Origin of the sequence: Micromonospora sp. URMC 107 (genome assembly GCF_051386315.1) — a bacterium.
Classification (GTDB): Bacteria; Actinomycetota; Actinomycetes; order Mycobacteriales; family Micromonosporaceae; genus Micromonospora.
On sequence record NZ_JBPQTK010000155.1, the window covers coordinates 1 to 12,821 of the forward strand.

Here is a 12,821-nt window from a genome sequence, read left to right on the forward strand (position 1 = left end):
GCGGGAGGTTCCCGGGGGGTTAGGGGAGGAGGGGGTGGCGGAGGACGTTTTCCTCGCGGCCCGGGCCCACGCCGACGACGCTGACCCGGGTGCCGCAGAGTTCCTCGATGCGGGCGATGTAGCGGCGCGCGTTCTCCGGGAGCTCGTCCTCGGTCCGCGCCTTGGTGATGTCCTCCCACCAGCCGTCGAGCTCCTCGTAGATCGGAGTCGCGTGGTGGAAGTCGGTCTGGGTCATCGGCATGTCGTCGAAGCGCTCGCCGTTGATCTCGTACCCGACGCAGATCGGCACCTTCGGCAGGCCGGTGAGCACGTCCAGCTTGGTGACCACCAGGTCGGTGACGCCGTTGAGGCGGCAGGCGTACCGGGCGACGACGGCGTCGAACCAGCCGCAGCGGCGCTCCCGGCCGGTGGTGGTGCCGTACTCGTGGCCGATCTTGCGCAGGTGCTGGCCGTTGTCGTCGAAGAGCTCGGTCGGGAACGGCCCGCTGCCGACCCGCGTCGTGTACGCCTTGCTGACCGCGATCACCTTGCTGATCGCCGTCGGCGGGATGCCGGCACCGACGCAGGCCCCGCCGGCCGTCGGGTTCGACGAGGTCACGAAGGGGTACGTGCCGTGGTCCATGTCGAGCATGGTGGCCTGGGCGCCCTCCAGCAGGACCGTCTCGCCGCGGTCCAGCGCGTCCCAGAGCATGACCCGGGTCTCGGCGATGTACGGCTTGAGCCGCTCCGCGTACCGCAGGTATTCCTCGACGGTCTCTTCGACGTCGATCGCCTTGCGGTTGTAGATCTTGAACAGGAGCTGGTTCTTCTCGCGCAGCGCCAGTTCCAGCTTCTTGCGCAGGATGCCCGGGTCGAGCAGGTCCTGCAGTCGGATGCCCATCCGGGCGACCTTGTCCCCGTACGCCGGGCCGATGCCCCGGCCGGTGGTGCCGATCCGGGAGCTGCCGAGGTAGCGCTCGACGACCCGGTCGAGGGCCCGGTGGTGCGGCATGATCAGGTGCGCGTCGCCGGAGATCCGCAGCCGGCTGACGTCGACCCCGCGCTCGGCGAGCCCGTCGATCTCGGCCAGCAGCACCTTCGGGTCCACCACCACGCCGTTGCCGATGACGATCATCGCGCTCGGTGAGAGCGCACCCGACGGCATCAGGTGCAGCGCGTACTTCTGGCCGTCCGGGGTGATCACCGTGTGGCCGGCGTTGTTGCCGCCGGAGTAGCGCACGACGTAGTCGACCCGCTCACCCAGCAGGTCGGTAACCTTGCCCTTGCCCTCGTCGCCCCACTGGGCACCGAGGAGCACGATCGCTGGCATCTTCTCGCCTCCAGAAGGCTCGGGTGCCAGGTGGCGACCGGTCAGCGAGCCCGGGGTGTCAGGCTAACAAGTAGTGGCGGCGCGGCCGGCAGGGGTCGCGTCGGGAGGCAGGAGGCCTTTCCGTGTACGACGTGGTGCTGCTCACCCTCGGCTCGGAGCGCGACGCGCCCGGCGGGGCCTGCGGCAGCGGCGGCTGCTGCGGCGCGGCGCCTCAGGAGGGGGCCGGCCCGGCCGACGCCTGCGCGACCGACGGCGCGACGGCCGACGCCTGCGCCCCCGCCGACGGCGCGACGGCCGACGGGCGCTGCGACACCCCCCGGGTGCCGGTGCTGGCCTGCGCGGACGCGCTCACCGCCCGGGGCGCCCGGGTCGAGACGGTCACCGCCCGCTCGGACGCCGAGATCGACGAGGTGCTGGCCCGGTTCGACGGCCCGCCCCGCCCGGACGGCCTCACCTGGCCCGACCCGGACTCCAAGGCCCGGCTCGTGGTCGCCTCGGCCAGCGACGCACAGCTGCGCGCCGTCGTGCGCCGGCTCGTCCGGCGGTACGCCCCACCGCCCAGCCGCCGCCCCGACGACCTGCCCGGCAACCGGACGGTGCCGGACCTGCCGCCGATCGGCGTACTCCCGCTCGATCCGGCGCGGAGCACGACGCACCGTGACCTGGCGGCGCAGCTCGGGCTGCCCCGCGACCCGGCTGCGGTGGCCGCCGCGGTGCTGGACGGCACGCCCCGCCGGCTCGACCTGCTGCGCAACGACGGTGGCTCGGTGACCCTGGACGGCGCGCTCGTCGGCGCGGCCGACGACAACGGGCGGCCGCTGCACTGGCGCGGCCGGGTGGAGGTGGACGACGCCGTGCTCTCGAACGGCGACGACCCGCTGCTGGCCTGTGCGATCGGCAACGCGGGCGGCTACGCCCGGCTCGACGACGTGGCCCTGCTCGGCAACCCCGACCCGACGGACGGGCTGGTCGAGGTGGCGGTGGCCGTTCCCGTGGTGACCCGCTCGGCGTTGGGCAGGAAGCGGGTGCGGCTGGAGGTACGACGCGCCCGAGGACGGGCCGTGGCCGTGCTGCCGCGCGAGGGGAAGGTCCCGTTCCTCGACGACGGGGCCGAGGGCGAGCTGAGCCGGAAGCGGTCCTGGTGGACCGAACCGGGCGCCTGGGCGGTCTGGGCGAGCTGACCTCGCCCGTCCCCGGCGCGACCGACGCGGCCGGCCCGCGACGGCCGGCCAGGCGCGGCCACTGGGCCTATCCTCGGCAGGAGGAATGGGGAGGAACCGTGGTGGACGAGAACGTCGACCGGGTCCACGCGCCCGGCCAGCAGCCCACGCCGGAGCGGGACATCGAACCACTCTGGCCGCCGGACCAGATCGGTGGCGCCGACACACCGCCCTGGGCGTCGACCGCCTCGCCCTCGTCCTTCGTCCCGCCCCAGGGCCGGCCGGGGCACCCGCCCTCGCCGGCCGACTACCCGTCCCTGACCGGCGGGGTGCCGCTCCCCGGCGCGGGAACGACCGCGCCGCAGGGCGCGGACACCGGCTGGTCGCCCCCGCCGGCCACGGCCTCGGGCCCCCCACCGGGTGTGGTCCCGGCAGCCCCACCGGCCACGGCCTCCGGGCCGTCACCTGCCGCCACCGCGGGGGCCGCACCGGCCGCGACCTCCGGCTGGGAGCCGGACGCCTCGGCCTGGGCGCCGCCGGCACCCGCCGCGCAGGCCCCACCGGCCACCCCGAACGCCCCCACGAACCCAACCGTCCCGCCGGGCCCCGACCTGGGCGTGGCCGGTCCGCCTGCCCCCGGCCCTGCCGGCGACCGCACGGCGGTCGGGCTGGGCGGAGGCCTGCCGTCAGCCGCCGGGGGCGGCGTACCCGCTCCCCGACCTCCGCAGAGCGGCCCCGCCCGGGTCGACCTCGACATGCCCTTCAGCCTCGACCAGCCGGCAGCACCCGTCCCGGTCGCGTCCGCGCACTCCGTGGCCACCGCCCGGCGCGCCGCAGCTCCGGGCGAGCCCGCTGAGGGATTCTCCGGGCGGCGGGAGGATGCCTCGGGTACCGCCGTGGCCGGCGCCTCTCCCGGTGGCCGGCCCTCGCCCCACGACCCGGCGCCCGGCCCGGGCGGACCGGTCGGGGCCGGCGGCCCTGCCCCGACCGGCGACACCTCGACGGCCGACCGGCCGGTGACGGGCAGGCACGAGACCGACGGCCCAGCGAACGGGGGCCCGACGAACGGCGGGCACGAGGCCGGAGGCCCGGCGAACGGCGGCTCGACGGACGGCGGCTCGGCGGACGGCGGCTCGGCGGACGGCGGCTCGGCGGACGGCGGCTCGGCGGACGGCGGCTCGGCGGACGGCGGTACCGCACACGGCAGTGCCGGCGGCGCGGTGACGAGCGGCGGTCCGGCTCACGGCGGCGGGGCGCGGGTGCCGGCGGAGTCGCCGTGGGCGCAGCCGCCGCAGCGACCCGCCACGGCGGCCGTCGAGCCGGGACCGGGCGCGTCCGACCCGGCGCCCACTCACCAGGGCGCCGTCCCCCGACAGGCCCTCCACCATCAGCAACCGCCCCTGCGGGTCCCGGCGGACCACGGCCCGACCCCGCAGGGCCCGGCCGCCCAGAGCCCGACCCCGCAGGCACCGGCCCGGGCGGGTGCGCCCCAGGGCCCGATCCCGCAGGACCAGGCTGGGCAGGGCGCGCCCGTCGGGCCCGCGCCCGGTCTCGGGCCCGACCCGGCGGCGCCCCAGCAGGGCTTCGCGGCCGATCCGGCGTCCCAGCAGGGCTTCTCGGCCGACCCGGCGGCGTCGCGGCAGGGCCTCGGGGCCGGTCCGGGGGCGGCCCAGCAGGACTTCGGGGGCGACCCGGCGGCGTCGCAGCAGTCCGCACCGCCCGGGCCCTACCCGCCGCAGCAGGCCGGCCCGCAGCAGGGTGCGCCGCCCGGCCCCTATCCGCCCCAGCAGGCCGGCCCGTACCCGCCGCAGCAGGGCGGTCCGCCCGGCCCGTACCCGCCCGGCTGGTATCCGCCGCCCTGGCAGCAGGCCGCGCCGGGGGCCGCCGTCCCGCAGCAGGCGTACCAACCGGCGGAGGGGGTCACCGCGGTGCCGCCGGCGCAGCCCGACCCGAACTGGCACCCGGCGATCACCGACCCGCCGACGGCCGAGGACTTCGCCCGCCGCCGGCAGGTCCGGCCCGCCGACCCGGTGGCCACGATGGGCGTACGGGCGGTGGCCAACCGGATGGGGCTGCGGCTGCCGCCGGGGCGGCACGAGCAGGAACTGCGGCGGGACATCGAGACGGTGCGCCGCAACTTCGGCGGGCTGCGCCAGGTGACCGTGGTGAACCCGAAGGGTGGCGCCGGCAAGACGGTGGCCATCCTGCTGCTGGCGATGACGTTCGGCCAGAAGCGCGGCGGCTACGTGCTGGCCTGGGACAACAACGAGACCCAGGGCACCCTCGGCATGCGCGCCCAGCAGGACTTCCACTCCCGTACGGTGCGGGACATGCTGCGCGACCTGGGCCAGTTCCAGGGCGCGCACGGGCGGGTGGGCGACCTGTCGCAGTACGTCCGCTCGCAGGGCGAGGGGATGTTCGACGTCCTCGCCTCGGACGAGTCGGCCACCGGGGGCGAGATGCTCACCGCCGCCGCCTTCGCCGAGATCCGCGAGGTGGTCAGCCGGTTCTACAAGCTGATCTTCGTGGACACGGGCAACAACGTCCGGGCCCAGAACTGGCAGGCCGCGATGGACGCCACCGATCAGCTGGTGGTCACCATGTCGGCGCGGAACGACTCGGCGGAGACGGCCGCCCGGATGCTGGACCACCTGGAGCAGAGCGGCCGGCAGCGGCTGGTCCGGCAGGCGGTCACCGTGGTCTCCATGCCGCCGTCACGCAAGGAGATCGACCTGCCGGCGATCCAGGAACACTTCGCGGCCCGCACCCGGGCGGTGCTGCTCGCGCCGTACGAACGCCTCATCGACACGGGTGAGCCGATCCGGTACGGAGGGCTCTCCGCAGCCACCCGGGACGCGTGGCTGAAGATCGCCGCCTCCGTCGCGGAGGGGTTGTAGGGCGCCGCGGGTACGCCGCCCGGCGGGCCGGACCGCAGGGGCTGAGACGAGCCGACGGCCGGACCGGACGGGTGCCCGGCCGACCGTCGGCTCGGACGTCAGTTGCTGGCCAGCGCGTCCGCGGCGGCCGGGTCGCAGTCGCGGAGGAACTGGGCGCAGCGGGCCGCCTCGTCCGCCTCGCCGATCTCGTCGGCGGCCCGGGACAGCACGTAGAGGCAGCGCAGGAAGCCCTGGTTCGGCTCGTGCGACCACGGCACCGGACCGAATCCCTTCCAGCCGCTGCGGCGCAGCTGGTCCAGGCCCCGGTGGTAGCCGGTGCGCGCGTAGGCGTACGCCGGAATGACCTGGCCGGCGGCGAGAGCCCGCGCGGCCAGCGCACCCCAGCCGGCGCTGTAGGTCGGGAAGCGCGCCGCCACCTCGGCGAACGCCTCGTCGCTGCCGGCCTGCTCGGCGGCGGCCAGGGCGGCGTCGGCCTCGTCGTGCGCGGGGAGGAGAGTGGCCGGTGGTTCCGGCAACAGGTTCTGCATCGCCCCATTCAACCCGCTTCGCACCGGGGCGCGCGAGGGGGTTGGGCGAGCCGACTGGCTGAACGGCTGAGGAGTTGGTCACGCCTGCGGCCCATGCCCCCGGCCGATACTTTCGACTACAACTATTGATCGGGAGCCTCCCCAGGACCCGGTACCGCGGAAGCCCGGTGGTCACGGCCGCCGGGCTTCCGTCGTTCCCGCGCAGGCCGGGGGCGACGCGCGGATCGGCGTCGGCGTCGGTCGGGCGACTCTAACCCGGCGGCGGCAGGGTCGGCAGGGCGCGGAAGGGCTGCGCAGGTTTGGCCGGTTGACCCCGCGGGGCAGGATGGCCAGGGTGCCGACCCCACCTCCCGCGGACGTCATCGAGCCGCACATCAGCACCGACGAGATCGAGACCCGCGCCGAGTTCGACCGGCGGCTGACCACCGGCAGCCTGGTCGGGCTGACCGTGCAGGGGTTGCGGCTCGACCTCGACCCCGTCCCCGACCTCACCGCCGTCGAGGTGACCGGCACCCTCTTCGTGGGGTGCCGCTTCGCCTCCCGCGAGGTCGGCGCCGACCTGGTCCGGCGCGGCGCGAACGTGGTGCCGCCGTTCTCCGGGCTGCCCTACCCGACCCAGCCGTCACACCTCTACACCCCGGAGGAGCTGGCCGCCGGCTTCGCCGAGGGCGGGTTCGCCGGGATGTACGACACCCGGGTCTACGAGCACTTCCGGGCGCACGGTGGGGCGCTGCCGGACGTCCGGGAGGCGCTCGGTCAGCGGCTGCACGACCACGGCGTGGACAACGCGCTGGCCGACGCCACCCGCGCCTGGCTGTCCACCCACGGGCCGCAGTCGGTGGTCGGCATCATGGGCGGGCACGCGGTGCCGCGCGGCAGCGCGCCGTACCGGATGGCGGCGGTGCTGGGCTGGGAGCTGGCCCGGGCCGACCGGCTGGTGGTGACCGGCGGCGGCCCCGGGGTGATGGAGGCCGCCAACCTCGGCGCCTACCTCGCACTGCGGCCGGTCGAGGATCTGGACGCCGCGATCGGGCTGCTCGCCGGGGCGCCGGACTTCACCGACCACGACCGCTACACGGCGGCGGCGCTGCGGGTCCGGGAGCTCTACGGCCAGCCGGTGGCGCCGCCCCGGCCCCGGGCCGCCGATCCCGGCAGCGTGTCCCGCGCCGACTCGGCCGCGCTGGCCGGCGGCGACGTGGGCTGGGCCCGCGCCGGCGGGCTGGCCATCCCGACCTGGCTGTACGGGCACGAGCCGGCGAACCTCTTCGCCGGCCGGATCGCCAAGTACTTCTCCAACGCCATCCGGGAGGACACCATCCTGCGGCTGGCCCGCGGCGGGATCGTCTTCGCCCCCGGGCGGGCGGGCACGGTGCAGGAGGTGTTCCAGGCCGCCACCAAGACCTACTACGGCACCGACGGGGCCAGCGGCGCGTACGTCTTCCTGGACCGCGCGTACTGGACCGACGAGCTTCCGGTGGAGTCGCTGCTGCGGCCGCTGCTGGGCGCCTCGCCGTTCGGCGACCTGTCGGCCACCGTGCACCTCACCGACGACGTCCACGAGGCCGTCCGGGTGCTCACCGCGACGCCCTGACGGCTCCGGACACGCCGACGGCCGGCCCCCGGGCGGGGAGCCGGCCGTCGGCGGTACGCGTCAGCGCGTCACTTGGCCAGCGTGGTGCCGGTCGAGCGCAGGTGCTCGCAGGCCTCCGCGACGCGGGCGGCCATGCCGGCCTCGGCGGCCTTGCCCCAGACCCGCGGGTCGTAGAGCTTCTTGCTGCCGACCTCGCCGTCCACCTTGAGCACGCCGTCGTAGTTGCGGAACATGTGGTCCGCGACCGGCCGGGTGAAGGTGTACTGGGTGTCGGTGTCGATGTTCATCTTCACCACGCCGTAGTCCAGCGCCTCGCGGATCTCCGACAGCAGCGAGCCGGAACCGCCGTGGAAGACCAGGCTGAGCGGCTTCTCCTTGCCGTACTTGGCGCCGACCGCCTCCTGGATCTGGTTGAGGATCTCCGGGCGGAGCTTGACGTTGCCCGGCTTGTAGACGCCGTGCACGTTGCCGAAGGTCAGCGCCGCCATGTAGCGGCCCTTCTCGCCCAGGCCGAGCGCCTCGACCATGGCCAGGCCGTCCTCGACGGTGGTGTAGAGCTTGTCGTTGATGGCGTTCTCGACGCCGTCCTCCTCGCCGCCGACCACGCCGACCTCGATCTCGAGGACGATCTTGGCCTCGGCGGCCCGGTCGAGCAGCTCGGCCGCGATCTCCAGGTTCTCCGCCACCGGCACGGCCGAGCCGTCCCACATGTGCGACTGGAACAGCGGCTCCTGGCCGGCGGCCACCCGCTCCTTGGAGATCCGCATGAGCGGCCGGACGAACTTGTCCAGCTTCTCCTGCGGGCAGTGGTCGGTGTGCAGGGCGATGTTGACCGGGTACTTCTTGGCGACCTCGTGCGCGTACGCGGCGAACGCCACCGCGCCGGTGACCATGTCCTTCACGGAGGAGCCGGAGAGGTATTCCGCACCACCGGTCGAGACCTGGATGATGCCGTCGCTCTCCGCGTCGGCGAAGCCCTTGAGCGCCGCGTTCAGGGTCTGCGAGGACGTCACGTTGATCGCGGGGTACGCGTACCGGCCGGCCTTGGCGCGGTCCAGCATCTCCGCGTAGGTCTCGGGGGAAGCGATGGGCATGTCGAACGCTCCTTACTTACCGCTCTCGGCCGTCACCGGCCGCTGTTGTCCCTGGGTGCGCCGGACCGCGCTGTCCACCGTCGGCAGTATCCCGTAGAAGACCGGGGCCGGCACAACCGACCCGGGTACGCGCCCGGTCCCTGGCCACCGCCTCACCGCCCTTCCCACCTGTCGGGCACGACGACGCTGATCAGCCAGGTCGCCACGGCCATCACGATGGCGCCCCAGAACGCGGCCCAGAAACCGTCCACCTGGAACGGCAGGTCCAGCGCCCGGGCGATCCGGTCGGTCAGCAGGAACAGCAGGGCGTTGACCACCAGCGCGAACAGGCCGAGGGTGAGCAGGTAGAAGACGCAGCCGAACACCCTGATCAGGGGCTTGAGCACCGCGTTCACCACGCCGAAGATCAGGGCCACGACGACGAGCGTGAGGGCGGTGGTGGTGCCGGACCGGCCGCTCACCTCCACCCCGGGCACGATCAGCGTGGTGATCCACAGCGCGACGGCGGTGATCGCCAACCGGATCAGGAAGCCCACGGCTTCATCCTGGCACCGGGGGCGACGGCCGGTAGGCCGATTCGGTCGACTCGGCTTCCGGGCGGCAGGCGGGCGCAACCCGTACGGTGTGTGGGGAACTGTCCGCCGAGATCCCGGGAGGGACTGATATGGGTCAGCCCGAAGAGGACTTCGCCCCCAGCGACCACCTCAGCCCCGAGGAGCGCGACATGGAGGCGGAGCCGGCCGACGCGGTCGAGCAGGCCACCGTGGTGGGCCCCGGCGAAGCCGACGCCGAGCCGCAGCGCGGCCTGGAGGTCGGCGACTGGGACGCGATGGAGCAGGCCCGGGTGGTCGCCGCCGACGAGGACGACTACCGCTGAGCCGGGCGCGGGCCGGGCGCGCCCCTCGGTGGCGTCCGGCCCGCGCGTCAGCGGGTGCGGTTGACCCGGTCCGGATGCTGCGCCGCCCACTGCGCCAACCGGTCCTCCCGCAACGCCGCGAGGAACGCCGGGGCCTCCTTCGGATCCGGTGGCAGCCGCCAGCCGGGGCCTTGCGGCGGCCCGACCGGGAGGCTGAGCCCGACCGGGTCTACGGACCTCAGATCCGCGAGCACCTTCAGCAGGTCCACGACAGGCAGGCCCGCCACCAGCCCCGCGCCGACGGTGTCGACCAGGGCGAGGAGCCTGACCGGGTTGGTCAGCACCCCCTGTTCGCCGGCCCGGCGGATCAACCCGGCGGCGAAGAGCTGCGCGTGCCGGTCCCGGTCGAGCCCGCCCTCGGGCAGTCCCCGCCGCTGCCGCAACAGGTCGACCGAGGCGGCGCCGTCGAGTCGCTGGCAGCCGCTCGGGAAGACCCGCTCCGTGTGGGCGGAGCGCACCTCGCGTGGCAGGCAGACCTCCACACCGCGGACCTCGTCGGTGAGCCGGCGCAGCACCGGGTAGGTGAGCACCGCGCCGGCGTCCACGCGTACGCCGGTCAGGTCGGCGACCACCCGGCGGGTCAGCTCGTAGCCGCGTTCCAGGTCGGGCCGGGGCTCGCCGGCGCCGTGCAGGAAGGCGGCGTTGAGCTTGTCGGTCCCGTGCCCGGGAATCGACACCGCCAGGTCGCGGGGCAGCGAGACGAGATACGGCCGGCTGCGGTCCGCCGGGATGTGCACCAGCAGGACGGAGTCCGCCAGCCGGAAGGGACGCTCCGCCGAGCCGTCCGCGCCGAGCAGCAGGATGTTCAGCGCGCCCGCCGGCGCCGGCGAGGCGGGCTCGGCGAGCAGCGTGGCGTCCTCGGCGACCCGGTCGGGCGTGAGCTGCGGTACCCCGATCCCCAGCACGCCGAGCAGGGCCAGCGCGGCACCCCCGGCCCGCAGCCGCAGCCGGCGACGGCGACGGGCGGCCGCGAGCCGGTCGATGGCGGACCGCAGCGGGCCGGCGGGCGGAGTCAGGGTCTCGTGCCGGGCGAAGGCGGCACGCAGGTCGTCCTCGATCACGATCGGACCTCCACGTATTCGGCGCGCAGCGTGGCCAGGGCGCGGGAGATGGACGAGCGGACCGTCCCGACGGCGCAGCCGAGGATGTCGGCGATCTCCGCGTCGGGCAGGTCCTCGTAGTAGCGCAGCACCAGCGTGGCCCGCTGCCGGCGCGGCAGCCGGGACAGCCAGGACCAGACCTGGTCCCGCTCCACGGCGTGCTGGGCGTGGTCGGCCGGCGCCGGCACCGCGTCGTCGGGCTCGGCGCGCAGCAGCACCCGGCGCATCCAGGAGCCCCGCCGCCAGTCGACGTACTGGTTGGTCAGCATCCGCCGGACGTATCGTTCGGGCGAGTCGGCACGGGCCACCCGACGCCAGTTGAGCTGGACCCGGACCATGGTGTCCTGCACCAGGTCCTGCGCCTGGTGCGGGTCGCCGGTCAGCATGACCGCGTACCGCAGCAGCGCGGCCAGCCGTGAGTCGGCGAACTCCTCGTACGTCACTGCACCTCCCGGGCTCCTGCTCCTGATGACGGATGCGGGCGCCCGGAACGTTGCGGCGATCCTGGTCAGCCGTTCGGTCGATGTTCGGTCGCCAAGGGCGGAGCGGGCAGCGGCGTGCCTTTAGGAGTCCTTAAGATCCGCAGGCCACTCCTGGCATTCCCACGGGAGGACCCCCCCCACATGCTCAAGCACTCCACCCGGCGCTGGCTGGCCGGGCTGGGCGTCGCAGGCGCGCTCGTCGCCGCCTCCGCCAGCCCCGCCGCCGCCGCGCCGGACGACATCAAGCTCTACTTCCCGGACACCACCGTCGCGCTCGGCACGCCGGGGAAGGTCCGGGCGCTTCAGCTCTACACCGAAGTGCCGACCATGCTCCACGACGTCAGCGTCCGGTACGACTACCGGTCACTTGCCGGCAAGGTCACGGTGGACCCGGTGTTCGACGGGAACGACTGCGAGACCCCCGAGGCCGGCGTGCTCGTCTGCCGCGAGCACCTTCCGGTCCAGGTGGACGAGTACTACGGCGCCTGGCTGAACGACCTGGACATCGTCGCCACCGACAAGGCGAAGCTCGACGACGCCGGCAACCTGAAGATCAGCTTCCAGGTCGGCGGCAAGGAGCGGGCGACCTACACGGCGAAGATCCGCGTCGGCGAGGGCGTCGATCTGGCAGGCGGCCCCGAGCAGCAGTTCAAGGCTGCGGTCGGCGGCTCGTTCGAGGCGGACCTGACCGTCGCCAACATCGGCCAGACGACCGCCAACGGCGTGGTCGCGCTGTTCGACAACGACTACCCGATCCGCGCCAAGGACAAGTTCAGCAACTGCCTCTACGCCGAGGACTTCGTCATCGCCTGCCAGTTCGATGAGGAGATCCCGGCCGGTGAGGGACGCACCACCACGCTGAACTACCGGATCGCCGAGGACGCCTACGCGCCGTCGAACGCGTACGGCAACACCCGGTTCATGACCCCCAGTGACTTCGAGGAACTCTTCACGGTCCGCGAGGCCTCCGGGGCGAAGGCCACCCGACGTGGCACCGGCGCGAAGCTGACCCTGGCCAAGGCCTCCGCCAAGGCCGCCCGGGCCGTCCAGACGGACACCGATCCCCACAACGACTTCTCCCCGATGCTGATCGAGATCACCGGGAAGAACGGCGCTGACCTGGAGGCGATCGGCGACAAGCTGAACGGCGCGGCCGGCAAGGTGGTGACGGCCACCGTCGGTTTCCGGAACAACGGTCCGGCGACGCTGGAGAACTTCCGCACGGACTCGGACGTCACCTACGTGAACGTCACTGTGCCGGAGGGCACCACCGCCGTCGAGGTGCCCGGCGACTGTGCGCCCCGCGTGGGTGACAGGACGGACTACTCCGAGGCCGGCACGCCGGGCGCCCGCGAGTACCGCTGCTACCCGGGCCCGTTCGCGCCTGCCGGGGAGGCGCTGACCGTGGAGTTCCGCCTGCGCATCGACAAGGTGATCGACAACGCGACCGGCGCGGTCAAGGTCAACGTCCCGTGCGAGTGTGAGGGCGGCTTCTACGACGACCTCAAGCCCGCCAACGACGCCGCCAAGATCCTGGTCAACGCGACCGGCGGCCAGGGCGGCGGTGACGGTGACGGCGGCACCCTGCCGATCACCGGTGAGTCCACCGGCCTGATCGCCGGCATCGGCGCTCTGCTGCTCGTCGCCGGCGTCGGCGGCTACGTGGTGGCCAAGCGCCGCAAGACCCGCTTCGTCGCCTGATCCACCCGCACCAACGGTGCCCCGCCGACCACCCGGTCGGCGGG

The 12,821-nt window shown here is 74.2% G+C and carries 11 protein-coding genes; 5 read left to right on the forward strand and 6 right to left on the reverse strand.

Going from position 1 to position 12,821, the window contains the following annotated elements:
• Positions 1-19 precede the first annotated feature (19 nt).
• Positions 20-1,309, reverse strand: coding sequence for an adenylosuccinate synthase (locus tag ACSNN9_RS25060; protein ID WP_358082831.1), 1,290 nt, complete (start codon positions 1,307-1,309; stop codon positions 20-22).
• A gap of 122 nt (positions 1,310-1,431) precedes the next feature.
• Here ACSNN9_RS25060 and ACSNN9_RS25065 point away from each other — a divergent pair, with 122 nt between their 5' ends.
• The gene (locus ACSNN9_RS25065) at positions 1,432-2,490 is read left to right on the forward strand and encodes a hypothetical protein (RefSeq protein ID WP_436675677.1); all 1,059 of its coding nucleotides are present in this window, start codon (positions 1,432-1,434) and stop codon (positions 2,488-2,490) included.
• Between the two features lie 995 nt (positions 2,491-3,485).
• Complete coding sequence (locus ACSNN9_RS25070; RefSeq protein ID WP_436675678.1) at positions 3,486-5,366, forward strand: chromosome partitioning protein; 1,881 nt, start codon at positions 3,486-3,488, stop codon at positions 5,364-5,366.
• A 98-nt stretch (positions 5,367-5,464) separates the two neighbouring features.
• On the opposite strand, the gene ACSNN9_RS25075 is transcribed toward ACSNN9_RS25070, so the two are convergent.
• Positions 5,465-5,893, reverse strand: a complete 429-nt coding sequence (locus tag ACSNN9_RS25075; protein WP_436675679.1) for a DUF3151 domain-containing protein — start codon at positions 5,891-5,893, stop codon at positions 5,465-5,467.
• 325 nt (positions 5,894-6,218) lie between these two features.
• Between ACSNN9_RS25075 and ACSNN9_RS25080 the strand changes: the two genes are divergently transcribed.
• Positions 6,219-7,484 (forward strand): LOG family protein, encoded by a 1,266-nt coding sequence (locus ACSNN9_RS25080; protein WP_436675680.1) that lies wholly within the window; start codon positions 6,219-6,221, stop codon positions 7,482-7,484.
• Between the two features lie 68 nt (positions 7,485-7,552).
• Here the strand turns inward: ACSNN9_RS25080 and fbaA are convergent, their stop codons facing one another.
• Positions 7,553-8,578 (reverse strand): class II fructose-bisphosphate aldolase, encoded by a 1,026-nt coding sequence (gene fbaA / locus ACSNN9_RS25085; RefSeq protein ID WP_357869893.1) that lies wholly within the window; start codon positions 8,576-8,578, stop codon positions 7,553-7,555.
• A 152-nt stretch (positions 8,579-8,730) separates the two neighbouring features.
• On the reverse strand, positions 8,731-9,114 hold the full coding sequence (locus ACSNN9_RS25090) for a phage holin family protein (RefSeq protein ID WP_357869896.1): 384 nt from the start codon (positions 9,112-9,114) through the stop codon (positions 8,731-8,733).
• Between the two features lie 128 nt (positions 9,115-9,242).
• On the opposite strand from ACSNN9_RS25090, the gene ACSNN9_RS25095 reads away from it, so the two are divergent.
• Positions 9,243-9,455 carry a hypothetical protein gene (locus ACSNN9_RS25095; RefSeq protein WP_357869898.1) on the forward strand — a complete coding sequence of 71 codons (213 nt, stop codon included), beginning with the start codon at positions 9,243-9,245 and terminating at the stop codon, positions 9,453-9,455.
• A 47-nt stretch (positions 9,456-9,502) separates the two neighbouring features.
• Here ACSNN9_RS25095 and ACSNN9_RS25100 read toward each other — a convergent pair whose 3' ends face one another.
• Together ACSNN9_RS25100 and ACSNN9_RS25105 are read right to left on the reverse strand one after the other, a co-directional pair.
• Positions 9,503-10,555: an LCP family protein gene (locus ACSNN9_RS25100; RefSeq protein WP_436675681.1), complete on the reverse strand. Its 1,053-nt coding sequence runs from the start codon at positions 10,553-10,555 to the stop codon at positions 9,503-9,505.
• Positions 10,552-11,037 (reverse strand): SigE family RNA polymerase sigma factor, encoded by a 486-nt coding sequence (locus ACSNN9_RS25105; RefSeq protein WP_436675682.1) that lies wholly within the window; start codon positions 11,035-11,037, stop codon positions 10,552-10,554. The genes ACSNN9_RS25100 and ACSNN9_RS25105 overlap by 4 nt, the downstream gene beginning before the upstream one ends.
• A 180-nt stretch (positions 11,038-11,217) precedes the next feature.
• Between ACSNN9_RS25105 and ACSNN9_RS25110 the strand changes: the two genes are divergently transcribed.
• Complete coding sequence (locus tag ACSNN9_RS25110) at positions 11,218-12,777, forward strand: LPXTG cell wall anchor domain-containing protein (protein WP_436675683.1); 1,560 nt, start codon at positions 11,218-11,220, stop codon at positions 12,775-12,777.
• Positions 12,778-12,821 lie beyond the last annotated feature (44 nt).